Origin of the sequence: Aliiglaciecola sp. CAU 1673 (assembly GCF_029223185.1) — a bacterium.
Lineage (GTDB): Bacteria > Pseudomonadota > Gammaproteobacteria > Enterobacterales > Alteromonadaceae > Bowmanella.
The window spans coordinates 100,421-122,475 of sequence record NZ_JARHUG010000009.1 but is presented as its reverse complement, the minus strand read 5'-3'; the positions used below and the strand labels follow the sequence as shown (position 1 = coordinate 122,475).

The following is a 22,055-nucleotide window of genomic DNA, read 5'->3' as shown; positions in this document are numbered from 1 at the left end:
CTTATATTTTATACCTATGTACAGTTATTAGAACCATTAAGTATTAAAATTTGGTGAATAATGGGATCCTCGAACCTATCACAAGAACCAGGACACTACTGTGCTTGATAAATTGTTCAGTAAAAGAACAACGCCGCTTCTGGGGCTAGATATCGGCACCCGCTATGTAAAAGCGGTGTTGCTTAGCAAGTCCGGCGATAGATTCAAATTAGAAGCATACGCCTGCGAGCCAATCTCGGGGAATGCCTTTGCCGATCGCGAGATAAAAGATTTCGATGCGGTGAGCAATGCTATTCGTAAGGCCAAGTTAAGCCTGAAGAAAAAATGCAAAAATGCCGCTATCGCCATATCTGGTACCTCGGTTATTACCAAAATGGTGTTTATGGACCCGGACCAGTCCGATCACGAACTCGAAAGCCAGATTGAGGTAGAGGCAGATAGCCTTATTCCTTATCCCTTGGATGAGGTTTATCTCGACTTTGAAGAGTTAGGTGACAGTAAATCCCATGCAGGCAAAGTGGATGTGTTGCTTAGTGCAGCCCACAAAGACATCGTCGACGGTCGCGTTACGCTGATGCGTGAACTGGAGCTGGAGCCCAAAGTCGTCGACGTTGAAGTTTATTCGCTGGGCACGGCGTTGATGCAGTTTGCCGAAGAATCGACCGTTTGCTGTATCAGTATCGGTGGCAGCCAACTGCAATTCACGGCCGTGGAGGACAACAAGGTCATCTACAGCAAAGAGCATAACTTCGGTCTCGATAGCCTGGTCCGTGACTTGGCCCTGGTCTACGGCATGGAGCCCGCGGAGGTTGAAAAACAGCTGTTAGCCAATACGCTACCAGAAGGCTGGCGCCAGCAAAATTGGCCCATCTTTCTGGCTAACCTGCAACAACAAATGACGCGCGCTTTACAAATGTATGTGACGTCAACCGGACGCGAGCGCCCACAGCAATTGTTATTAGCCGGTGGGGGCGCAGCTATCAGTGGTATAGCCGCTGACTTAGAACAAGAGTTGTCGATGGATGTGGTGGTATTCAATCCTTTTGCTCAGATGCAAGTCAGCGATCAGATTAATCAGGAGAGCTTGCAACAGGTAGCACCGCAGTTAGCCATTGCCGCAGGATTGGCCAGCAGGAGTTTTGAATCATGGCACATATAAACCTGCTCCCATGGCGTGAAGTCAGGCGCCAACAGCAAAAGAACGAATATGTTGTTGTTTTGGTGGCTGTCGCCCTTTTCGCCCTGGCGCTGACTTGGATTGCGTCCACTGTAGTGGACGGCCTGATTGATAATCAGCGCCAGCGAAATGCGTTTTTAGAACAGCATATTGCTCAGCTCGATGCCCAAATCGGCAGAATCAAAGAAATTAAGGAACAGAAAACCCAGGTTGAGCAGCGCATGGCGTTGATCGAGCAGTTGCAAACCAACCGCAACGTTGCGCCTCAGGTCCTCGATGAGTTGGCCAATATTGTACCGCCGGGTATTGCATTCCGTAGCCTCAGTCGTAAAGGCAATCGAGTGGAAGTGCTTGGGGTAAGCGAGTCCAACAACAGATTGGCTGATTTTATGCGTCGGCTAGAGACTTCCAGGGTATTTGGACCAGGAGAGCTGTCTTCTATCGTGGCAGATACCACCAAAAGCGACGCTGTCAGTGAGTTTAAACTGAATTTTAGTATCAGCCCCATGGTCGCTCCTGAGATCCTGGCAACGATGGGAGTGAAGTAATGAAGTTCGATCCCGCAAAATTAAAGGAAATGAAGGAACTGGATTTCGAACAGGTCGCCATATGGCCTTTCGAAGTCAAAGTGGTGGTGGCATTTGTAGCCGCCATTGCGGTAGCGGTGCTGGGTTATTACCTGCTGATCAGTGACAAATTACCGATGCTCGAAACTGCCAAAGCACAAGAAATCGAGTTAAAGCAAAGTTACGAAGTAAAATACCGGATTGCTGTGAATCTGCCCGCCTATGAGGCGCAACTGGCCAGAATTAAAGAGGATTTCAGCTCTATGTTGAAGTCATTACCGACCAGCAATGAAACGCCCGGCTTACTGGACGATATCACCTTGGTGGGCACCACGGCCGGTCTAAATTTCAAGTTGCTGAATTGGCAGCGAGAAATTCCCAAGGAGTTTTACACTGAGCTGCCTATTCAGATGGAAGTCAGTGGAAACTACCATGAATTCGGGCATTTCTTGTCTGAGGTTGCCGCTTTGCCCCGTATTGTGACCGTGCATGACTTCGATATGGTCAATGATGGCAATGGTCTGAAAATGAGTCTGCAAGCCAGGACCTATCGCACTTCTACTGCAGGTTTAGGGGAGGCTGGTAAATGAAAATCAGGCTTCCGTTCTTGTTGTCCGTTTTGAGTCTGGCAGGATGTCATGCGCAGATGGATGATCTGCAGCAGCATATTGCCGAGGTTCAGCAAAATGCACAGGTTGTTATCGAACCTTATCCAGAGTTCAAACCAATTCCAGCTTTTCGCTATAAGGGGGAGGAGCAACGAAGCCCCTTCCAGCGGCCAAAGGGATTACTCCCTGAAGCCACTCAGGTGTCCAAAGCCAACTGTTTACAGCCGGATTTTTCCAGGCAGAAACAGCCTCTTGAGCGATATGGACTGGATGCGCTTAGCATCAAGGGATTTTTCAAAAGTGGTCAGTCTGTTTGGGCCATGATTCAAGCCAATGACGGCAGTTTGCACAAAGCCAGAAGAGGCGACCATATGGGACTCTTTTTTGGAAAAATCACATCCATTCAGGACGGCAAGGTCGCCATAGTCGAATTATTGCCTGATGGTACGGGTTGCTGGCAGGAAAAGCCGAGCTCCCTGACAATCGCTTCACAGGCAGGAGATGAAAACAATGTCTGAACGCTTTATTTTCAACAAAAAACTCAACAGGCGGCACAGGCATTTGCCTTGGCTGATGGCTACTTTGGCAATCGTGCTGGCTGGACGTTTGATGCCTGTGCAAGCCCAGGACATGGAATTGGTCGACCCGGATGCCAAACCGGCAAGGGTATTTACCTATGAACTGCAGGATATTCAGTTCCACCGAAGCGGTGAACATGGCGCCAAAGCCATTTTCACCTTCAATCAGGATGGGTTTGACCGGGCTATTGCCGAGAACAGCCTGGGGGTGCAACTGTTGTTGCCTGGGACCAAGCTGGGCGATGAACAGCTGTATAAGCTGGACGTGACCGATTTTACCACGCCGGTGAAGTGGTTGGAGACTTTCCAGGACGCCGATGGTGCCAGAGTGCAAATTGCCACATCTGAAGCGGTCAGTCTCCGCCATCAGGTATCTGGCAATAGCTTGGTGGTGGAATTGGAAGCTAAGAGCGCTGGCGACCAAGAAGCCGCTGCCAATTACAGTGGTGCGCCGGTTTCTCTGGATTTTCAGGATGTCCCTGTGCGCCAGGTACTGCAGGTGATCGCTCAAATCAACGGCTTTAATCTGGTCACGACCGATACCGTGACCGGCAATGTCACTATCAGCCTATCCGATGTGCCCTGGGATCAAGCTCTTGGCATGATCCTTAAGATAAAAGGGTTGGATAAGCGCATGGAGGGCAACATTCTGTTAGTGGCGCCAGCCGAGGAAATGGCTGCAAGGGAGACGCAGCGTCTGCAGTCTAAGCAACAAGTGGCAGAATTATCGCCGCTTATTTCTGAGACTATTCAGATTAACTACGCAAAAGCCAGTGAAATGGCCACCATCCTTAAATCCGGCGACGGCGGTATCCTGAGTACCCGCGGTACGGTCACGGTGGACGGTAGAACCAACGCTCTGCTGGTCCGGGATACTCGTGAGTCTATCCAGGAAGCCAAAGAAATGGTCAAAAAGCTGGATATTCCTATTAAGCAGGTGCTGATCGAATCACGTATGGTTACCGTGCGTGACAACGTGGATGAGCAATTGGGTGTACGTTGGGGTTTCAGTGACTTGCAAGATGACACTGGTGTATCTGGTTCATTGCAGGGTGCGGAGCAGATTGCGGGTGGCACTATTCCCGCTCTTTCTGATCGATTGAACGTCAACCTGCCGGTCGCCGGAACCAATGCTGGCCGCATTGGCTTTAATATCGCCAAGCTCGCAGATGGCACCATTCTTGATCTGGAACTTTCTGCTTTGGAGCAGGAAAACAAAGGCGAGATCATTGCCAGTCCGCGTATCACGGTGGCTAACCAGCATGAAGCCTACATCGAGCAAGGTACTGAAATCCCTTATGTGCAGGCGACCTCCAGTGGTGCTACCTCGGTAGAATTCAAGAAAGCGGTACTGAGTTTGAAAGTGACGCCACATATCACTCCTGACAACCGTATTATTCTGGATTTGGTGGTAACTCAGGATACACGCGGAGATACGGTTAACACCTCTACCGGCCCTGCTGTGGCTATCGATACTCAGGAAATCTCCACCCAAGTCTTGGTAGAGAATGGCGAAACCGTGGTTTTAGGTGGTATTTTCCAACAGAATCTCACCGATGCCGTCAGCAAGGTGCCGCTGTTTGGAGATCTGCCGCTTGTGGGCAACTTGTTCAAGAACACCAGCAAACTCAACGAAAAGCGGGAATTGCTGATATTCGTTACCCCCAGGATCATGACCGAAGCCCTGTAATCTCTGATCTTCGCGCCCCTTTCTGGGGCGCAAAGACTTGCATCTTTGTCAATTTAACTGAGATAATCGCGCCCTTGGAATTCGACCGGGGGTTGAGTTTATTTTGGAGTCGCAGTGAAACGTTCCGCAAACAGGGTTTTTCACCTGGAACGTCTATCACCGTCACTCTTTAACCGTTTTTTAGTTGTGACATAAACAAAGATGGCAGAAAAACGTAATATCTTTCTAGTGGGTCCCATGGGTGCAGGCAAAAGCACCATCGGTAAACACCTTGCAGACGAACTTCATTTGGAATTCTATGACTCCGATCAGGAAATCGAGCGTCGTACTGGTGCCGATATCGCCTGGGTATTTGACATCGAAGGCGAGGAAGGATTCCGTCAGCGCGAGGAAGATGTCATCAATGATCTGACCGAAAAACAAGGTATTGTATTAGCCACAGGCGGCGGCTCGGTGATCAGCAAGAACGTACGTAATCGTCTGGCAGCCAGAGGTATCGTGGTTTATTTGCAGACCAATATCGATAAGCAGGTTGCTCGTACTCAGCGTGACAAACGTCGCCCCTTGCTGCAAAACAAAGATCCGGAAAAAGTACTGCGCGAACTGGCAGAGTCTCGCAATCCTCTTTATGAGGAAGTTGCGGATTACGTGGTGCAGACTGACGACCAAAGTGCGCGTTCAGTTGCCAGCCAAATCATCGATAAAATCGGTCTTTAAACCTGCATAGAGGAACTGCGCTTATGTCCAGCTTGATGGTTGATCTGGCAGAGCGCAGTTATCCTATCCATATCAGCGCCAACCTGCTGCGCGACCCGGAAGCCTTCCGTGCTCATATCAAGGGCAATAAAGTCATTATAATTACCAATCAGGTGGTGGATATCCTGTTTGGCGCAGTCGTCACTGATACGCTATCTGAATTTCAGGTGGAAAAAATCGTATTACCCGATGGCGAGCAATATAAAACCCTGAAAAGCTTTGAGTCTGTTATTGCGCGACTACTGGAATTACGCGCGGCCAGGGACACTACCCTGATTGCTTTGGGCGGTGGTGTGATCGGCGATCTCACCGGTTTTGTGGCGGCTTGTTATCAGCGCGGTATTCCTTTTATCCAAGTACCGACCACCTTGTTATCGCAAGTGGACTCTTCTGTGGGCGGAAAAACCGCGGTTAACCATCCACTGGGTAAGAATATGATTGGGGCGTTTTATCAGCCTAACGCCGTCATTATTGATACCCTCTCCCTCAGCAGTCTGCCCAAGCGTGAATTCGCGGCAGGCATGGCAGAAGTCATTAAGTACGGCATTATCTACGACAAAGACTTCTTTGACTGGCTGGAGGCTAATCAACAAGGTATCGCTGACAAGCAGCAGAGCCTGCTGCAGCAGATGATTCGGCGCTGCTGCGAAATCAAAGCAGAGATTGTGGCCCAGGATGAGCGGGAGTCCGGTATCCGCGCGCTACTAAACCTGGGACATACTTTTGGCCATGCCATTGAGGCGGAAATGGGCTACGGACAGTGGCTGCATGGCGAAGCCGTCTCGGCCGGTATTGTTCTTGCATCATTAGTTGCGCAGCATAAAAACTGGATGCCGGCGTCAGATGTTTGTCGCATCAGAGCTCTGTTGGCAGCTTTTGGTCTTCCGACCGCGCCGCCAAAAGGGATGGGTTACCAGGCCTTTATGCAGCACATGCAATTAGACAAAAAGGTCCAGGCCAACAAAATCCGTTTCGTTATCCCCAACGACATCGGCACGGCAGTGGTCACTGATCAGGTTGATGAGGCGCTTTTACGTAAACTGCTAGACGCCTCCTAGGAGAAAAGGTGCAAGGGGCGTTTATCGAGCTACAAAAGCGTCTGCGACATTTGACCAGCTTTACCTCTGGTATGGTTGTGCTTGGTGCCGAAAATGCGTCCCGGGCATCGGCTTTTCTCAGTCAATTTATCGCTGGGCTTGATGAAAGTATGAACGTGGCTTTTATCAAAGCCGCATCAGGCAATGAAGATGCCGCCTATCGTCAGCAGTTAATACGTCAGTTAGTGGGGCCGGTGAGAGCCGATTTCGGCCTATCCCTCGATGAACTGTTGCCCTCTTTGCTCGAACACAGCGAGCAACCAACTCTGATTGCCGTCAGCGGAGCCGAGAATCTGTCCAACAGTTTTATTGATGAGCTTTGGAGCTGGCTTGGTCAGGTGGATGAGGAGCGTCGTATCAATGTTGTTTTATCTGGTGGCAAAGACTGGGCAGAAAAGTTAAAAGCTCGGTTCAAAGGTCCCAGGCAGCCGGTATATCTGTTCCCACAAGAGCCTGCCGCTGCCATCGAAGATATGTCCGAACTGGAAGTTATGCTCGCGCAAAAGCGTCAGGCATTCAGCGTACGCCTGGCCGAACGTGAACAGCGAAGTAACGGTTCTAACAACCCACTTTCTAATCCATGGCTAAAACTGGCTGTTGCGTTAGTTTTTCTGGCAACCTTTGCGGGATTGTTATGGTGGAAGCATCCGGAGTTATTGGCCTTGCAAGCGCCCGTCATTGATGAGGTCACTGCGCAGCCTTTAGAGCCTGCTAAGCCCACTGATGATAAGCCGATAGCGCAAGAGCCTGAAGTAGCCGACTCTATTGAAGCAGAGTCGCTGGCTACCAATGACAATACAGATCATCAAGAGCAGGTGAGCGAGTCAGATAACGCCTTGGTAACGGATTGGGCACAAGAAGTGAAGCAGATGGAACAACAGGCGACCACGCCCGGGAAAACCACTGTGAAGGCTGAACCAATAGCTGAGGTGATGACAGATAACGTGCCTGAAGCGGTTACACCTGTGCCAAAAACGGAAGTGGAAACTGTGCCGAACGAACCACCGGTGCAACAAACCACGCCATCCGTAGATGCGCCAATAGCGGAAACACCAACCAAGATTTATGCGTTTGATGAAGAAACCTTGTTAAGCATTGCCGGACAAGGCTATCTGATTCAGCTTTCGGCCGCTAAGGACCCCAGGATTATCGAAAGCTTTAGCCGCAATCAGGGACTTGATGGCGGTGTGTGGCATTACCAGACGCAGCGCTATGGTGGGCCTTGGCATGTGTTGTTAAAAAATACTGCCTATCCCAGTCTGGAGGCTGCCAGAGCGGCGCTTGAGCAGCTACCAGAGGCGTTGAAAACCGAGAAACCCTTTGCCAAAAGCCTGGCGCAAATCCGTCGGGAGATCGCCGAGCAGCCGGGCATTAATTAATGCCCAAGCCTTTGCTATCAGTTACAATCTCGCTTCCCCAGGCTGTAGTGACCTTGAATGGATAACAATAAGAGCCGCGCCTTTTTGAAGTGGGCCGGTGGAAAATTCGGGTTAGTCAACGATATCCGCGCCAAACTGCCAGCAGGCAATCGCCTGGTTGAGCCTTTTGTTGGCGCCGGCTCGGTGTTTCTTAATACCCACTTTGAGCACTACTGGCTGAACGATATCAATCCTGATTTGATTAATCTGTATCAGATCCTGCAGCAACAAGCCGACCAATATGTGCGTGATGCCCGGCAATTGTTTAATGAAAATACCAATGAATCCGGGCACTACTATGAAATGCGTCAGCAGTTCAATCAAAGTACAGACCCCTATCAGCGAGCGCTGCTGTTTCTTTACCTTAACCGTCATGGGTATAACGGTCTGTGCCGATACAATTTGACCGGCAAGTTCAATGTCCCCTTTGGCCGTTACCGCAGACCCTATTTCCCGGAAGCAGAACTCTACCGCTTCGCTGAAAAAGCGCAGCGGGCAACCTTCACTTGTCTGCCTTTTGAACAGGTTTTTTCACAGTGTCGCTCAGGTGATGTTATTTATTGCGATCCGCCCTATGCACCTATCAGTCGTACCGCAAACTTCACCAGCTACACGACCAATGGCTTCTCCCTCGCCGATCAGGAAGCGCTGGCTACATGGGCCAGGTTAGTTGCACAAGAGCGGCAGATCCCGGTCTTGATTAGCAATCATGATACCGCCCTGACGCGCAGGATCTATGAGGGGGCCAAGCTGACAGAGCTTAAAGTAGGTCGCTTTATCAGCCAGAAGGGCCACAGCCGAACCAAAGTAGATGAGTTGCTGGCCTTGTTTTAGCCGACTATCCAGCGCACGAAAAGTAAAAGAGAGAGAACAAACAGCGCCACAAAAATCACACCGGTAATCAGGTAGGGAATAAAAGAGTGGTTAGCAGAGAAGTCGGCACTGTGCTTTTGTTTGCTTTGCACGCCAAAAGCGCTGGCCAGAACGCTTTGAATGACCTGCCACCAGGAAGGTCTGCTATTTTTCATCAAGCGCCATGCGCTGGCTGAGCACCGTCGTCAGATTGACGAGAGAGCAACTCCAGAAGGTCAAGGAAATGGAATTGATGACTGTCGTTGGCGCCTCGGAACCACGATCCCCAACTTACATGTGAAGAGTGCTCAAGGGCACAGAGGTTTGTGGGATGGCTAATGGGCAAGGCTTTATCGAAGCTAATATCCGGCGCACAGCTGCAAGCGATCGCCTCTTCCAAAGCAGGAGATGATACTGTCATCGCCGTGGTCAGCGACAACGCGGCTATTGCCAATGTTGCCTTTATTTTGAAGCCCATAACCCAACCATGTCTTGCCAATCCTTTTGGCTATTATACGTTGGGGGCAAAAATGAACAACCAGGCTCGACGCAAAAAACAGTCTATTTGCCTCAAGCCGGTTGTGGAAGTGCGGTTAACTCAAAGAGATGCTTAGAAACTGGTACCCCAGCTAACCACAAACTTGGTGTCATCGTCGCCGGAATCCTCATCGGCTTTGGACACTGTGAAAGTGAAATCGCCCTTGGCCACATCAACCTGGAAGTGACCATAGTCCCAGTCACCATAGACTGACTCATCCACATCAAAGCTGTAGTAGCCATACGTTAGGGTCAGGCTGTAGTCTTCTGGCAGGGCAAAACCATAGCTCACGTGGTAGTAAAGGTCGCCATCTGCAAAGGGCGCATCATCATCGGCATCGCTGTTGGTTGTGTACGCAAGGCCAAAGCCAAGGTCGCCAAAAGAGCCGTTAAAATACACTTCACCAAAATCAGAATCATCATATTCTGTTTCTGGATAGTGGTAGTAGATATAGCCAACGTCGTAGCCAAAGCCTTCAGACTCGCCGCTGTAGCCAAGATATAGGTCCACTTCTGAACCGTTGCCATTACCCCAGTCCACGCTGCCAAGCCAGGTACCGGCATAGAAACCACTCTCATGGCTGTAATCCAGTCCGCCAGAAACGGAAGGGCCGTCAGCGCTTTGGGTGACACCGCGCCACAAATAGTTACTGGTAACACCAAAGTTTGCACTGACCTCAGCCATGGCCGATGAACTTACAGCGCAAAGTCCCAGGGCGACACCGAGAAACAGTTTTTTCTGATTTGCCTTCATCTACTCGTCTCCATTTTTGTTTAAGTGTGCTGGAGTACAAGAGCAAGCTTGGTGCCGTTTGAACCAAGTACGCATTAATCAGCAGAGTGCGCGTATAACATGTTGAAAATTAATGATAAATAATTGCTTCGCTGCTTTGGTGTGGGGTTTCTTCAGAGGTCTGATAACCGGCCTTTCGAACAAATTTGCACCAATCTGGCGCGTTGCACTCCGCGATGGTGCAGCGGGTCGCTTTTGTTGCAACGTTAATTTGGGTATTGTACGCATCTTTGCGGGGGGAAATGATGCAGCCTTATTTAATTGCGCCGTCTATCTTATCGGCGGATTTCGCCAGGTTAGGTGAAGACGTTGAAAAGGTATTGGCGGCTGGCGCCGATGTGGTGCATTTCGATGTGATGGATAATCACTATGTACCCAACCTCACGTTCGGTCCCATGATCTGTAGTGCTTTAAGAAAGTACGGTGTGCAAGCCCCCATTGATGTGCACCTGATGGTCAGCCCGGTGGACGATTTAATTGAACGTTTTGCTCAGGCTGGCGCGAGTATGATCAGTTTCCACCCTGAAGCGTCTCTACATGTGGATCGTTCTATACAGCTGATTAAGGCAGCTGGCTGCCAGGCTGGCTTAGTGCTGAATCCGGCCACACCACTACATTATTTGGATCACACCTTGGATCAGCTGGATTACGTGCTGATCATGTCGGTGAATCCCGGATTTGGTGGGCAGGCCTTTATCCCTTCCAGTCTGCAAAAACTGACTTTGGTGAAAGAGCGTATCAGGCAAAGTGGTCGCCCGGTGCGGCTGGAAATTGACGGGGGCGTAAAAGTCGATAATATTCGCGCCATCGCCGAAGCAGGTGCCGACATGTTTGTTGCCGGCTCCGCCATCTTTAATCAACCGAATTATTCGGATGTGATCAACGCCATGCGCGCCGAGTTAGCGCTGGCCAAGATAAACCCATAGCAGGGGAAGAGTAGAACATGACAAAACCCATTGTATTGAGCGGCTGCCAGCCATCTGGACAACTGACCATAGGTAATTACATGGGCGCCCTCAAGCAATGGGTTGCAATGCAGCAGGATCATGATTGTCTGTATATGCTGGTGGACCTGCACGCCATCACCGTGCGCCAGGACCCCAAAACCCTGCACGAAGCGACGCTGGATGGTCTTGCCCTGTACTTGGCTTGTGGCATCGATCCGCAGAAAAGCACTTTGTTTATCCAGTCACAGGTACCGGAACATGCCCAATTGTCTTGGGTATTGAACTGCTACACCCAAATGGGTGAGCTCAACCGTATGACGCAGTTCAAGGATAAATCTGCCCGTCATGCCAGTAATATCAACGTAGGCTTATATAGTTACCCGGTGTTGCAGGCAGCTGACATTCTTTTGTATCAGGCCAATCAGGTGCCGGTTGGTGAAGACCAAAAGCAGCATCTTGAACTGACCCGCGATATCGCTACCCGCTTTAATAACCTCTACGGTGACATTTTTACGCTGCCTGAGCCTTATATCCCGGAGTTTGGTGCCCGCATTATGAGTTTGCAGGAACCCACCAAGAAGATGTCCAAGTCTGACGACAATCCCAATAACTTTGTGGGCTTGTTGGAAGATCCCAAGAAGATTGCCAAGAAAATCAAAAAAGCAGTAACCGATTCTGATGAACAGGCGCGAATCTATTTTGATCCGGTGGAAAAAGCCGGAGTATCTAATCTGCTCACCTTACTTTCTGGTGTCACAGGTAAAAGCATCGAATCTTTGGTGCCTGAATACGAGGGTAAAATGTACGGCCACCTAAAGGGTGATGTGGCCGACGCCGTGGTGGCCTTGGTAGAGCCTATTCAGGCCAAGTACCAGGCACTTAGACAGGATCAGGGCGAAATGAATCGCATAATGCACGAAGGGGCATTAAAGGCCCAGGAGCGCGCTGCGCGTACCTTAGCCCATGTATACGAAGCGGTGGGCTTTATTCCTCGCCCCTGACTGCTTTTAAGAATCGAAGGTGGCATCCATGGCTTCAAAGTCTGTCAGCAATAAAGCGAAGCTGACAGCAGCCAGGGCGTTTTGATGGGATACCGGTAGGTTCTGCAAGACCAATATCCTGCCGGTATTCATGGTCTCTATCGACCAAACTGTGTTGCCCTGTGCAATGATATGAAAGCCAAGAGGATAGGGGCTGGTAAAGGGACTGCCGGCGTAGCTATGTTCTGAGCGGATTTGGTAAGTGACTCCCTCAATGCTAAAGCTGCCATTCAACCGGCCCCACATATCGGCTTCTAAGCTGAATTGAAAGGGCGTTGGTCCGCTATACCGACATTGCAAAATTGGAAGATTGCCCAAGGTAGGATCCAACGACCAGCCTCGGTAAGAGAGTTCAACACCCATCCCGCGGCATTCGCCGCCAGTGCCGTTGACCAATTGCAGAGTGCGCTTTTGGTAATGGCCGCGCAACTCTACTTGCCACAATGGCAGGGCTGCGCTTATGGTGCCGCTGTCGGTGTGCTGGGTTTGCCACTGGCCAAAAGACAGCGGTGCATCCCATCGATATGGGTTCGCCCCCTGAACTTTGAACTCTTGCAACGATATGGTGCTTTCGACAGCCATGGTAGCGGTGCTTTGGCATCCGGATAGCAGGGTTATGATCATCAGCAGCGTAACGTTGAAATAGAGAAAATAGCGCTTGGCAATAAGGCAGTGCATTTTTGATACTCACAGGACGAGCAAATTCTCGCCAGGATATTGTACTGCGGCGCTAACAGCATGTGTCTGTATCTGTTTGTGATAGCTTTTTATCAGTTTGTGTTATTTGCCAGAGTTATATTTAGAAAATGCTTTTGTTAATCGACAATTACGATTCCTTTACCCATAACCTGGCCCGTTATTTCAGTGAGTTAGGCCAAGAGGTAAAGGTGGTCCGCAATGACGCTTTAGGTCTTGAGGATATTGAACGACTTGCTCCGGACTTTCTGGTGATATCTCCCGGTCCCTGCACCCCCGATGATGCCGGCATCAGTCTTTCTGCCATTGCCCATTTCAGGGGCCGTATCCCCATTTTGGGGGTGTGTTTGGGGCATCAGGCCATCGGACAGGTACTGGGAGCAAAAGTGGTCAGGGCCAGAAAAGTAATGCACGGCAAAACCTCAGAGGTGCATCATTTGGCAAAAGATTTATTCGAAGGTGTTGATCTGCCTTTTGTGGCCACGCGTTATCATTCCCTGCTGCTGTGTCCGAGCAGTTTGCCACAAGAGCTGAATGTGACCGCGTGGGTTAACGATGAACCGGGTAACACCAGCATCATGGGCATTGCCCATAAGAGCATGCCGCTTTGGGGTGTGCAGTTTCATCCAGAATCTGTGCTTACAGCGTCCGGCCATCAGATCCTTGGCAATTATTTACGCTTAGGCGAGCAGTGGAAAAAGCGGAGTATGGCAGGCTAATCTGGTCCGAGTTGAGGGAGAAAGGCGCAAAATAGCCGAAAAAACTCTCGAATTACTGAAAATTCCTTTACCATTTCGACTGAAACCCGATAAAACAAGAATAACAATCAATAGAATAGCTGCATGTCCATCAATTCCGACACCGTAAGATCCATAGACAGACGCTTTACCGGATTACTGATCGGGTTGGAAAATACTGCTTCGGCAACTGACCAACCTGAAGCCAATGTCTACAAACCCCCCAGTCACCTGGATGGCAGGGAGTTGCTGCGTGTAGAAAAAATGGCTATGCGTGACAAGGAGCTGAATCAGCGGTCTTACCAATCCTTTCTGGATAGCTTGTTGGAACAGGTTAATGCTGAGATTATTGTGCGTTTGGAACAGCTGTTGCCAGATTTGGAACTGCTGTACAGCCGTCTTGGTGCCGATAACAATCTATGCGAAGTCCTGGACCTCCTTACGGTAAAGGCCTGCTCTTTGGGGCGTCTTGAACCTGTGGCCACAACAGTGCCTTGGCTGCAGGCGGATTTGATCAAAATGATCAATATGCCCAAATACCGAAAAACCGATGCCAAGGGCAAAGTTATACCGGTAGAAAGCCTGCGCATGGCGCTGGGATTTATGGGCATCGACAACCTAAAGATAGTGATCCCCTCTCTGGCGTTTCGCCGTTGGTTGCCGCAGATTACCGACCCTTATCCGCATATCAAAACGCGCCTTTGGGACCATGCCTTAGCCAGTGCATTAGCCTGTAAAGCTATTGCTGAGGTGGTCGAGATAGAGCCAAGTCATGCCTTTACCCTCGGTATGTTTCATGAAGCCGGCAAGATTGTGCTGACCCGCCTGTATTTCAAGTTGTTCGATGAGGTACAGCGGGATGCATTGCAGGAAGCACACAATGAACGCATGAAAGAGGAGCACAGTGCGTTGAGGGAATTGCAGCCTTCAGGTGCGCACTTGGCAGAGGTGTATGATAAGTACTCAACAGAAGTCAGTAGCCGATTAATCCGGCGCATGGACTTTAAGCGGCTGCCTGTGGCCGCTGCCATGGAAGAAGTCGCCATCAATACGCCATTCAAAGACATGTCGCCGTTGGCAAAGACCTTGTTGCAAGGCGCTGCATTTAGCAAATACAGCATGGCTAAGGCTTTGCATCAGATCACCATTGAAGAAGCAAAGGATTATCTGCGCGCTTTCCATATGCCTCCCGGCGCCCTGACCGCGCTTAAACATGCGGATTTGCGTCGCCTCAACCTAACTTTTGACGAAGAGTAAGCCAACTTCGTCACTTTTCGGCAAAGATTTTTTTACATATTCATTCAGGCCATTTGGTTTGCGGTAAATGTCTCTCCAAGGCGGCGGAATCAGGCTATGGTTGAATAGCGTGCCCATAGTTATTCACTAATGCTGCAAATCTAGCAAATCCCTTATCAATAAAGGCTCTGCGGCGCTTCATCTGCAAGACAGCAGGCCGTTTTTCTGGAATAATGACGGCATTTTTCGCCAGCCTGATTGGCCCTACAAGTAAAGATAAGAGGTAAAGAACATGAATGTTACCCGTGAGCTATTTGATGAAGTCATGGTGCCCAACTACAACCCCGCGGCGATGGTGCCAGTGCGCGGGAAAGGATCCAGAGTATGGGACCAGGAAGGTACTGAATATGTGGATTTCGCTGGCGGTATTGCCGTTAATGCGTTGGGTCACTGTCACCCGGAACTGGTGAACGTACTCAAAGAGCAGGGTGAAAAGCTGTGGCATTTGAGCAACGTCTTTACCAATGAGCCCGCCTTACGCCTGGCCAAGAAGCTGACCGATCTGACCTTCGCCGATCGCGTTTACTTTGCCAACTCTGGTGCCGAAGCCAACGAAGCTGCACTGAAACTGGCGCGTCGCTGGGCTCTGGATCATTACGGTGAGCATAAAAACCAGATTATCTCCTTCAAGCAAGGTTTCCATGGCCGTACGTTCTTTACCGTTACTGTCGGTGGACAGGCTGCCTATTCTGATGGTTTTGGCCCTAAGCCAGGTGCTGTTGAACACGCTTCCTACAATGATCTGGCCAGCCTCGAAGCGCTGATTTCCGATAACACCTGTGCGGTGATGATGGAGCCTCTGCAAGGTGAGGGCGGCATTATCAGTCCCACCCCAGAGTTCGTAAAAGGCGTACGCGAGCTGTGTGACAAACACAATGCCCTGCTGATTTTTGATGAAGTGCAAGCCGGCGTCGGCCGTACTGGTCATCTGTATGCCTATATGGGGCTGGGTGTCACCCCAGATATCCTGACCACGGCCAAGGCCCTGGGTGGCGGTTTTCCTATCGGTGCCATGCTGACCACTAAAGATATCGCTGCCAGCCTTAAAGTCGGTACTCACGGCAGTACTTACGGCGGTAACCCTCTGGCCTGTGCGGTTGCTGAAAAGGTGCTGGACATCATTAACAGCCCCGAAGTCCTGGAAGGCGTGAAGCATAAAGAGCAATTGTTCCGTGACGGATTGATGGCGATCAACGCCAAATACAATGTATTCAGTGAAGTACGTGGTAAGGGCCTGTTGTTGGGCGCCGTGCTGAATGACAACTACCAGGGACGCTCCCGTGATTTCCTGGTGGCCTCCACTGCAGAACACCTGATGGTGCTGATCGCCGGTGCCAACGTTGTACGTTTCGCACCATCACTGATCATTCCTGATGAGGACATCAAGGAAGGTCTGGCTCGTTTTGAGCGTGCCGTAGCCAAAGTTGTTAACGGCTAAGCCGTTTTTTAGCCGGAGTAAGCGACCATGATGGTTATTCGCCCAATCCAAGCCAGTGACTTTGCGTCGCTGCATGATATTGCCGTTGAATCGGGTATCGGATTTACTTCCTTACCGGTCAACGACGACCTGTTGCGCAATAAGATTGCTCGTTCGGAGCAGTCTTTTGCCAGCGATGTGGATAAACCTGGTGAGGAGAGTTACCTCTTTGTGATGGAGGATGCCAGCACAAGAGAAGTGGTGGGAACCAGCGGTATCCAGGCTGCTGTCGGTCTGGATGATGCTTTCTATCATTACCATGTGGGCAAAGTAGCGCATGCCTCGCGGGAATTGAATATCTATAACCTGGTAGATATCCTGACGTTCTGTAACGATTACACCGGTGTCACTGAGATCTGTACGCTGTTCCTGCGAGAGAGGGCAAGAAAAGGCAATAACGGCAGATTTCTGTCCAAGTTCCGTTTCTTGTTCCTGGCCGAGCATGCCCAGCGTTTTTCAGAAACAGTGATTGCCGAAATGCGCGGCGTCTCAGACGAGAATGGTAATTCTCCCTTCTGGCAGTGGCTTGAAGAACATTTCTTCTCCATGGATTTCCCCACGGCTGATTACCTGACGGGTATTGGTCAGAAGGTGTTCATCGCCGAACTGATGCCCAAGCATCCCATTTATGTGAGTTTGCTGAGCAAAGAAGCGCAAGCCGTGATCGGTAAGGTGCATGAAAAGACCAAGCCTGCACTGCGCCTGCTGCAATCAGAAGGTTTCACTAACCGCGGTTATGTGGATATTTTCGACGCTGGCCCCACGGTAGAAGCCAACTTGCACCATATTCGTACAGTAGAAGCCAGTAACAGGCTTCCCGCTGCTGTGGGAGATACCGAAGGCGGCACCTTGCATATAGTAATCAACACCAGGCTCAGCGGCTTCCGCGGGGTGCTCACCAAAGTGAAAGTGGAAGATGAACAGCGTGCGGTTCTCTCACAAGAAGCGCTGGACGCCCTGCAGATTGGTGAAGGGGATATGGTACGTTTCGCTCCCTTGAAGCTTAAGGAGTAACAATGACTAAAGCACAATTTATTAATGGCGTTTGGCACGAAGGCCATGGCCATGACATGACCTCGGTTGACCCAGCCAAAAAACAAGTGATTTGGCAGGCTAAGTCGGCCACCCCGGAACAAGTTAAGGCTGCGGTCCAGGCTGCACGTGATGCTGCCATTGCCTGGGCGGATATGGGCTTTGAAGCACGCCTGACTATCGTTAAGCGCTTTGCCGAATTGCTGGGTGAGCACAAAGAAGAACTGGCCCTGGTGATTGCCAGGGAAACCGGTAAACCTCTGTGGGAAACCGCGACCGAAGTAGCCGCCATGATTGGCAAAGTGGGCATTTCCGAGCGCGCCTACCATGAGCGTACCGGCACGGTGGAAAACCCAATGCCTGCGGGTAAAGCCTTTATCCGTCACAAGCCTCACGGTGTGGTGGCGGTCTTTGGTCCCTATAACTTCCCGGGACATTTGCCCAATGGTCATATCGTCCCCGCCTTACTGGCCGGTAACACAGTTATCTTTAAGCCCAGTGAATTGACTCCCCTGGTTGCACAAAAGACAGTAGAACTGTGGGAAAAGGCGGGTATTCCGACTGGCGTTCTCAACCTGGTTCAAGGTGAAGTGGAAACCGGTAAAGCCCTTGCCGGCAACGCCGACATTGATGGCCTCTTCTTTACCGGTAGCTCTCGCACCGGCAAGTTGCTGCATGAACAGTTCGGCGGTCACCCAGGCAAGATCCTGGCGCTGGAAATGGGTGGCAACAACCCGCTGATCGTCAAAGACGTGGCTGATGTGGATGCCGCGGTGCATGACATTGTGCAATCTGCTTTCGTAACCTCTGGCCAGCGTTGCACCTGTTCCAGACGCCTTTTCATCGAGAACGGCCCACAAGGCGACGCGATTCTGTCCAGGCTGATCGATGTTACCCGTCAAATCAAAGTGGGTGATTATGACGCTCAGCCGCAGCCTTTTATGGGGGCCATGATCTCTGCTCGCGCAGCCCAAGGCATGGTCGCGGCGCAGAAGATGCTACTGGATCTGGGCGCCACCTCACTGGTGGAAATGACCCACCTGGATGTGGAAAGCGGTTTCGTCACCCCGGGTATTGTGGATGTCACTAATATCCTGGACAGCCTGCCGGATGAAGAGCATTTTGGTCCGCTTTTGAAAGTCATTCGCTTTGACGATTTCGATGCGGCTATTCAAGAAGCTAACAACACCGTGTTTGGTCTGTCTGCCGGTTTGTTGTCTGATGACGAAGGGCTTTATCAGCACTTCTACCGCCGTATTCGTGCCGGTATCGTAAACTGGAACCGACCTATTACCGGTGCCAGCAGTGCTGCACCATTTGGTGGTGTGGGCGAAAGCGGTAACCACCGTGCCAGTGCTTACTACGCGGCGGATTACTGTGCGTATCCGGTGGCGTCAGTGGAATTGGACAAGCTGGAAATGCCTGCCAGCTTAAGCCCGGGGCTGACGTTTTAAACGGCATAAAAAACGGCAGCCTGGCTGCCGTTTTCACTTGTGCTTGCCCTTGCTGATCTGTGTCAAAACGGTTTCAGGACAAGCTGTTTATACTGTCGCTGACAATATTAAAATTGTCTGTTTTTTGTTCGATATTTCTGTATAATGCGCCGCCGCTGGTTTAGCGCCTGGCGCAGGTGAGCAGTGAATTTACGTTTTTCAATCTGTAGGACTGAGTAAGAAGCATCATGCACACTAATGTTGAGACCCTGTTTTCTAATCTTTGGCAAGACTACGTTGCCATGACTCCATCCGCTCAAAAGGTTCACCAATTGCTGGGTGACGGCAATGAGTTGATCAACGATCACGTTGCCTTCCGTACTTTCAACCTGGACAAAGTGAGCCTGGATAAACTGGCTGCCCACTTCCTGGCTCTGGGTTATGAAGAGAAGGGGCAATACAACTTTGAGCAGAAGAAGCTTAAAGCCAAGCACTTCGAACATGCCGATGAAACCAAGCCCAAGGTATTTATCAGTGAACTGCTGGTGGAAGAATTTTCTCCAGAAGTGCAGGCCATTATCGCTAAGATGGTTGACGCCGTCCCTGCCGACGCCGTAAATAAGGAAGATTTCCTGTATTCCGGTACCCACTGGAAAGTCAGCAGCAGCGAGTATCAGACTCTGTTGAATGAATCTGAATACGCTGCCTGGGTATCTGCCTGGGGTTTCCGTGCTAACCACTTTACTGTTAGCCTGAACCACCTGAAGCGTTTCACCATGCTGGCTGAAGTCAACGACAAGCTCAAGGAAGCCGGTTTTGAACTCAACACCTCTGGTGGCGAAATCAAAGGTGGCCCGGAAGTGCATTTGGCGCAGTCTTCTACCATGGCCGACAAAATGGAAGTGGTATTCAGCGACAAGAGCATGGTTATCCCCAGTTGCTTCTATGAGTTTGCTCAGCGCTTCCCGCTGCCTAACGGCAAGCTTTACTCCGGTTTCGTTGCCGCTTCTGCGGACAAGATTTTCGAGAGCACTAACGCCAATATCGCCATGTAATCTGGTGACCTGTAGCATGCTCAAAAGCCCGCCTCTGCGGGCTTTTTTTATATTTATCAAATTATTCGCTGATATTTTGATATGACTACTTAGATTGATACGTAGTTACTGCTACTGTTTACCTATAGACGTGAGAAGGACAGGTAATGAGCAATCTAATTTCTTCTGTAGATCAGCGCACCAACATCGTCGGCCAGAACCGCCTGGAGCTGCTGATTTTTCGATTGGTTGGCAGTCAACCATTTGGCATCAACGTATTTAAGGTAAGGGAAGTGTTGCAGTGCCCTGAATTAACGGAAATGCCAGGGGCCAGTGAGTGCGTCAGAGGGATTGCTCATCTGCGCGGCGTACCTATTACCGTTATCGATCTCAGTCAGGCCACAGGCGGCAAGCGGATTGAAGACTTGAAAAGCGCCTTTGTTCTGGTGACAGAATATAACCGTACTACTCAGGGCTTTTTGGTCGGTGGCGTTGATCGTATCGTCAATATTAACTGGGAGCAGATCATGCCCCCACCAAAAGGCGCTGGTGCCAATCACTATCTGACCGCGGTGACTAAGGTCGACAACAAACTGGTTCAAGTAATAGACGTTGAAAAGGTCTTCTCTGAAATTTCCCCGGTAGAAGAAGAGGTCAGTGAAGAGCTGAAGAGCCAATCCCGCGAGCTGGATCTGTCAGAGATGACCGTGCTGGTGGCTGACGATTCCTCTGTGGCCCGTAATCAGGTCAAAAAGGCGCTCTCTTCGGTTGGCGTCAATGTGGTGCTGGTCAATGACGGCAGGCAGGCCTTGAATTGGCTGGAAGAGAAACTCGAAGAGTATGGTGATGATTTCGCTCAAAAAGTGCCGTTGCTGATTTCCGATATCGAAATGCCAGAGATGGACGGCTATACGCTGACCGCCAAGGTAAAGGCAAATCCTGAGTTATCCAAACTGCATATTGTGCTGCACTCTTCCCTAAGCGGTGTCTTTAACGAAGCCATGGTCAGAAAAGTGGGGGCCGATCAGTTTATTGCCAAGTTCCATCCCGACGAGCTGGCTTCGGCGGTACGCAAGTGGATGTCGACTAACTGATTCATGCTTTGGATTTTACAATGCCGACGCTTATCGTCGGCATTGTTATGCTTGATAGCTTCGCAGCAGTGGTCAATAAATCAAAAGACATGGTATAAGCTAGTTATCAACCTTTGCTGCCAACGTTGTGCCCATGTCTGAAATTAATGAAGTTTTTGACCTGCTGAAAATCCTTATCCGCGAGCCTTCTGTGGTTGGCGCAGAGCATGCCTTTTTTCGCGTGTTGCAACGTGAGCTGGAGGAGCGCGGTGCCAACGTTACCTGGTATGAGGGACTATTGGTGGCACAGGGCAATCAGCCCCATAGCGCCATGTTCTCTGCGCACATCGACCGCCATGGCCTGATTTGTACCGGCCCCAATGAATTCCAATATGCCGCCTTTGTGGCCGGTAATCGTTCCGATTTGCTTGGCAATTCAGTATCGGAACAGCTGATGGCCAAGATCGTAGACAGATTCGACGCCACCCCGGTGATGGCCTATGAACCCTGGTCCGGCGCCTATCGGGGCAAAGGTCAGATTGCCAGTACTTATGTCTGCGAGCGTCGGAACAACCTGATCTTTAAACTCGAAGGGATGGAACACTTGGTGGCCGGCACCCCGGTAGCTTTTGCCGATCGCCTGGCAGTGGGCGAAGACACCATCAGTGGGCAACTGGACAACGTGCTGACGGCGGCGTTTTTAGTGCATTTATTCAGTCAGGGATTCCAGGGCACGGCCTTTTTTACTGCACAGGAAGAGGCAGGCAAAAGCTGGCGCTATTTACTGGAATGGTTCCGACGTTTCGGCAGCACTACTAACAAGCTGATTGTGGTGGATACCAGCCCCTATCCTGATCGTCAGGAGGCCGATAAGCAGCATCTGGTGCTCAGGAACCGGGACGCCAATGCCATGTTTGATCCGGGTCTGACCGAGCAGCTGAAACAAATCTGTGAAGAGGGCGGTATTCGCTACAGCTATAAAGACAAGTTTATCGACCAGAAAAATGAGCTGTTAAAGGCTCAGGGGCAAGAGCCGCAATCCTATGGCAGTACCGAGATGGGACGTATTGTGGCGGCCTCCAACGGTATGGTCACAGGCTCCACCTTACAGATCCCCACCACCGGCTATCACACCATGGAAGAAACGGCTTCCATTGCCTCCTGCCAGGCTTTCCTTAAAGTACTGAAAAAGGTGGGTGAGGCCGTCTGATAGACGGC

General features: G+C 50.6%; 23 protein-coding genes. 20 read left to right on the top strand and 3 right to left on the bottom strand.

The features are described 5' to 3' along the window. The first annotated feature begins 100 nt into the window (after window positions 1–100). The 9 genes from pilM (at window position 101) to P2G88_RS10480 (ending at window position 8,724) form a co-directional block, all read left to right on the top strand. Complete coding sequence (gene pilM / locus P2G88_RS10520; protein WP_275795820.1) at window positions 101–1,159, top strand: type IV pilus assembly protein PilM; 1,059 nt, start codon at window positions 101–103, stop codon at window positions 1,157–1,159. After that, on the top strand, window positions 1,147–1,725 hold the full coding sequence (locus P2G88_RS10515) for a PilN domain-containing protein (protein WP_275795819.1): 579 nt from the start codon (window positions 1,147–1,149) through the stop codon (window positions 1,723–1,725). The genes pilM and P2G88_RS10515 overlap by 13 nt, the downstream gene beginning before the upstream one ends. Then, on the top strand, window positions 1,725–2,333 hold the full coding sequence (locus tag P2G88_RS10510) for a type 4a pilus biogenesis protein PilO (RefSeq protein ID WP_275795818.1): 609 nt from the start codon (window positions 1,725–1,727) through the stop codon (window positions 2,331–2,333). The genes P2G88_RS10515 and P2G88_RS10510 overlap by 1 nt, the downstream gene beginning before the upstream one ends. Beyond that, window positions 2,330–2,869, top strand: a complete 540-nt coding sequence (locus tag P2G88_RS10505) for a pilus assembly protein PilP (protein ID WP_275795817.1) — start codon at window positions 2,330–2,332, stop codon at window positions 2,867–2,869. The genes P2G88_RS10510 and P2G88_RS10505 overlap by 4 nt, the downstream gene beginning before the upstream one ends. Continuing rightward, the gene (locus P2G88_RS10500; protein WP_275795816.1) at window positions 2,862–4,619 is read left to right on the top strand and encodes a type IV pilus secretin PilQ family protein; all 1,758 of its coding nucleotides are present in this window, start codon (window positions 2,862–2,864) and stop codon (window positions 4,617–4,619) included. The genes P2G88_RS10505 and P2G88_RS10500 overlap by 8 nt, the downstream gene beginning before the upstream one ends. Window positions 4,620–4,820: 201 nt before the next feature. Then, window positions 4,821–5,336, top strand: coding sequence for a shikimate kinase AroK (gene aroK, locus P2G88_RS10495; protein ID WP_275795815.1), 516 nt, complete (start codon window positions 4,821–4,823; stop codon window positions 5,334–5,336). Window positions 5,337–5,359: 23 nt separating this feature from the next. Next, entirely contained in the window at window positions 5,360–6,433 is a 1,074-nt protein-coding gene (gene aroB / locus P2G88_RS10490; RefSeq protein WP_275795814.1) for a 3-dehydroquinate synthase, read from the top strand. Between the two features lie 8 nt (window positions 6,434–6,441). Further along, complete coding sequence (locus P2G88_RS10485; RefSeq protein WP_275795813.1) at window positions 6,442–7,851, top strand: hypothetical protein; 1,410 nt, start codon at window positions 6,442–6,444, stop codon at window positions 7,849–7,851. Between the two features lie 57 nt (window positions 7,852–7,908). Then, a complete protein-coding gene (locus tag P2G88_RS10480; RefSeq protein ID WP_275795812.1) occupies window positions 7,909–8,724 on the top strand; it encodes a Dam family site-specific DNA-(adenine-N6)-methyltransferase in 816 nt (271 codons plus the stop codon). Here P2G88_RS10480 and P2G88_RS10475 read toward each other — a convergent pair. Further along, the gene (locus tag P2G88_RS10475) at window positions 8,721–8,918 is read right to left on the bottom strand and encodes a DUF2970 domain-containing protein (protein WP_275795811.1); all 198 of its coding nucleotides are present in this window, start codon (window positions 8,916–8,918) and stop codon (window positions 8,721–8,723) included. The two genes, P2G88_RS10480 and P2G88_RS10475, sit on opposite strands and share 4 nt — an antisense overlap. 162 nt (window positions 8,919–9,080) lie before the next feature. Here P2G88_RS10475 and P2G88_RS10470 point away from each other — a divergent pair, with 162 nt between their 5' ends. Continuing rightward, window positions 9,081–9,356, top strand: a complete 276-nt coding sequence (locus P2G88_RS10470; RefSeq protein ID WP_275795810.1) for a hypothetical protein — start codon at window positions 9,081–9,083, stop codon at window positions 9,354–9,356. Here the strand turns inward: P2G88_RS10470 and P2G88_RS10465 are convergent. Next, window positions 9,353–10,033 (bottom strand): TorF family putative porin, encoded by a 681-nt coding sequence (locus P2G88_RS10465; protein ID WP_275795809.1) that lies wholly within the window; start codon window positions 10,031–10,033, stop codon window positions 9,353–9,355. The two genes, P2G88_RS10470 and P2G88_RS10465, sit on opposite strands and share 4 nt — an antisense overlap. A 284-nt stretch (window positions 10,034–10,317) precedes the next feature. On the opposite strand from P2G88_RS10465, the gene rpe reads away from it, so the two are divergent. Both rpe and trpS read left to right on the top strand, forming a co-directional pair. After that, on the top strand, window positions 10,318–10,998 hold the full coding sequence (gene rpe / locus P2G88_RS10460) for a ribulose-phosphate 3-epimerase (protein WP_275795808.1): 681 nt from the start codon (window positions 10,318–10,320) through the stop codon (window positions 10,996–10,998). Between the two features lie 17 nt (window positions 10,999–11,015). Continuing rightward, window positions 11,016–12,020 carry a tryptophan--tRNA ligase gene (gene trpS, locus P2G88_RS10455; protein ID WP_275795807.1) on the top strand — a complete coding sequence of 335 codons (1,005 nt, stop codon included), beginning with the start codon at window positions 11,016–11,018 and terminating at the stop codon, window positions 12,018–12,020. Window positions 12,021–12,026: 6 nt separating this feature from the next. On the opposite strand, the gene P2G88_RS10450 is transcribed toward trpS, so the two are convergent. Beyond that, window positions 12,027–12,737 carry a hypothetical protein gene (locus P2G88_RS10450; protein WP_275795806.1) on the bottom strand — a complete coding sequence of 237 codons (711 nt, stop codon included), beginning with the start codon at window positions 12,735–12,737 and terminating at the stop codon, window positions 12,027–12,029. Window positions 12,738–12,865: 128 nt separating this feature from the next. On the opposite strand from P2G88_RS10450, the gene P2G88_RS10445 reads away from it, so the two are divergent. The 8 genes from P2G88_RS10445 (at window position 12,866) to P2G88_RS10410 (ending at window position 22,047) form a co-directional block, all read left to right on the top strand. Then, window positions 12,866–13,474, top strand: coding sequence for an aminodeoxychorismate/anthranilate synthase component II (locus P2G88_RS10445; protein ID WP_275795805.1), 609 nt, complete (start codon window positions 12,866–12,868; stop codon window positions 13,472–13,474). Window positions 13,475–13,597: 123 nt separating this feature from the next. Then, window positions 13,598–14,749 carry an HDOD domain-containing protein gene (locus P2G88_RS10440; RefSeq protein WP_275795804.1) on the top strand — a complete coding sequence of 384 codons (1,152 nt, stop codon included), beginning with the start codon at window positions 13,598–13,600 and terminating at the stop codon, window positions 14,747–14,749. 271 nt (window positions 14,750–15,020) lie between these two features. Next, window positions 15,021–16,226 (top strand): aspartate aminotransferase family protein, encoded by a 1,206-nt coding sequence (locus P2G88_RS10435; protein WP_275795803.1) that lies wholly within the window; start codon window positions 15,021–15,023, stop codon window positions 16,224–16,226. A gap of 27 nt (window positions 16,227–16,253) precedes the next feature. Continuing rightward, window positions 16,254–17,279, top strand: a complete 1,026-nt coding sequence (astA, locus tag P2G88_RS10430) for an arginine N-succinyltransferase (RefSeq protein ID WP_275795802.1) — start codon at window positions 16,254–16,256, stop codon at window positions 17,277–17,279. A 2-nt stretch (window positions 17,280–17,281) separates the two neighbouring features. Beyond that, window positions 17,282–18,751 carry a succinylglutamate-semialdehyde dehydrogenase gene (astD, locus tag P2G88_RS10425; protein WP_275795801.1) on the top strand — a complete coding sequence of 490 codons (1,470 nt, stop codon included), beginning with the start codon at window positions 17,282–17,284 and terminating at the stop codon, window positions 18,749–18,751. Between the two features lie 227 nt (window positions 18,752–18,978). Next, window positions 18,979–19,785: a DUF1338 domain-containing protein gene (locus P2G88_RS10420; RefSeq protein ID WP_275795800.1), complete on the top strand. Its 807-nt coding sequence runs from the start codon at window positions 18,979–18,981 to the stop codon at window positions 19,783–19,785. Between the two features lie 146 nt (window positions 19,786–19,931). Continuing rightward, window positions 19,932–20,858 (top strand): chemotaxis protein CheV, encoded by a 927-nt coding sequence (locus P2G88_RS10415; RefSeq protein WP_275795799.1) that lies wholly within the window; start codon window positions 19,932–19,934, stop codon window positions 20,856–20,858. A gap of 133 nt (window positions 20,859–20,991) precedes the next feature. After that, the gene (locus P2G88_RS10410) at window positions 20,992–22,047 is read left to right on the top strand and encodes a peptidase M42 (protein ID WP_275795798.1); all 1,056 of its coding nucleotides are present in this window, start codon (window positions 20,992–20,994) and stop codon (window positions 22,045–22,047) included. The last annotated feature ends 8 nt before the right edge of the window (window positions 22,048–22,055 follow it).

Coding starts and splice junctions, on each gene's coding strand:
- P2G88_RS10415 (WP_275795799.1), top strand. CDS start 19,932: ATGAGCAATCTAATTTCTTCTGTAGATCAGCGCACCAACATCGTCGGC.
- aroB (WP_275795814.1), top strand. CDS start 5,360: ATGTCCAGCTTGATGGTTGATCTGGCAGAGCGCAGTTATCCTATCCAT.
- P2G88_RS10465 (WP_275795809.1), bottom strand. CDS start 10,033: ATGAAGGCAAATCAGAAAAAACTGTTTCTCGGTGTCGCCCTGGGACTT.
- astA (WP_275795802.1), top strand. CDS start 16,254: ATGATGGTTATTCGCCCAATCCAAGCCAGTGACTTTGCGTCGCTGCAT.
- astD (WP_275795801.1), top strand. CDS start 17,282: ATGACTAAAGCACAATTTATTAATGGCGTTTGGCACGAAGGCCATGGC.
- P2G88_RS10470 (WP_275795810.1), top strand. CDS start 9,081: ATGGGCAAGGCTTTATCGAAGCTAATATCCGGCGCACAGCTGCAAGCG.
- P2G88_RS10475 (WP_275795811.1), bottom strand. CDS start 8,918: ATGAAAAATAGCAGACCTTCCTGGTGGCAGGTCATTCAAAGCGTTCTG.
- rpe (WP_275795808.1), top strand. CDS start 10,318: ATGCAGCCTTATTTAATTGCGCCGTCTATCTTATCGGCGGATTTCGCC.
- P2G88_RS10480 (WP_275795812.1), top strand. CDS start 7,909: ATGGATAACAATAAGAGCCGCGCCTTTTTGAAGTGGGCCGGTGGAAAA.
- P2G88_RS10450 (WP_275795806.1), bottom strand. CDS start 12,737: ATGCACTGCCTTATTGCCAAGCGCTATTTTCTCTATTTCAACGTTACG.
- P2G88_RS10510 (WP_275795818.1), top strand. CDS start 1,725: ATGAAGTTCGATCCCGCAAAATTAAAGGAAATGAAGGAACTGGATTTC.
- P2G88_RS10505 (WP_275795817.1), top strand. CDS start 2,330: ATGAAAATCAGGCTTCCGTTCTTGTTGTCCGTTTTGAGTCTGGCAGGA.
- P2G88_RS10500 (WP_275795816.1), top strand. CDS start 2,862: ATGTCTGAACGCTTTATTTTCAACAAAAAACTCAACAGGCGGCACAGG.
- P2G88_RS10440 (WP_275795804.1), top strand. CDS start 13,598: ATGTCCATCAATTCCGACACCGTAAGATCCATAGACAGACGCTTTACC.
- P2G88_RS10410 (WP_275795798.1), top strand. CDS start 20,992: ATGTCTGAAATTAATGAAGTTTTTGACCTGCTGAAAATCCTTATCCGC.
- P2G88_RS10445 (WP_275795805.1), top strand. CDS start 12,866: ATGCTTTTGTTAATCGACAATTACGATTCCTTTACCCATAACCTGGCC.
- aroK (WP_275795815.1), top strand. CDS start 4,821: ATGGCAGAAAAACGTAATATCTTTCTAGTGGGTCCCATGGGTGCAGGC.
- P2G88_RS10420 (WP_275795800.1), top strand. CDS start 18,979: ATGCACACTAATGTTGAGACCCTGTTTTCTAATCTTTGGCAAGACTAC.
- P2G88_RS10435 (WP_275795803.1), top strand. CDS start 15,021: ATGAATGTTACCCGTGAGCTATTTGATGAAGTCATGGTGCCCAACTAC.
- trpS (WP_275795807.1), top strand. CDS start 11,016: ATGACAAAACCCATTGTATTGAGCGGCTGCCAGCCATCTGGACAACTG.
- P2G88_RS10515 (WP_275795819.1), top strand. CDS start 1,147: ATGGCACATATAAACCTGCTCCCATGGCGTGAAGTCAGGCGCCAACAG.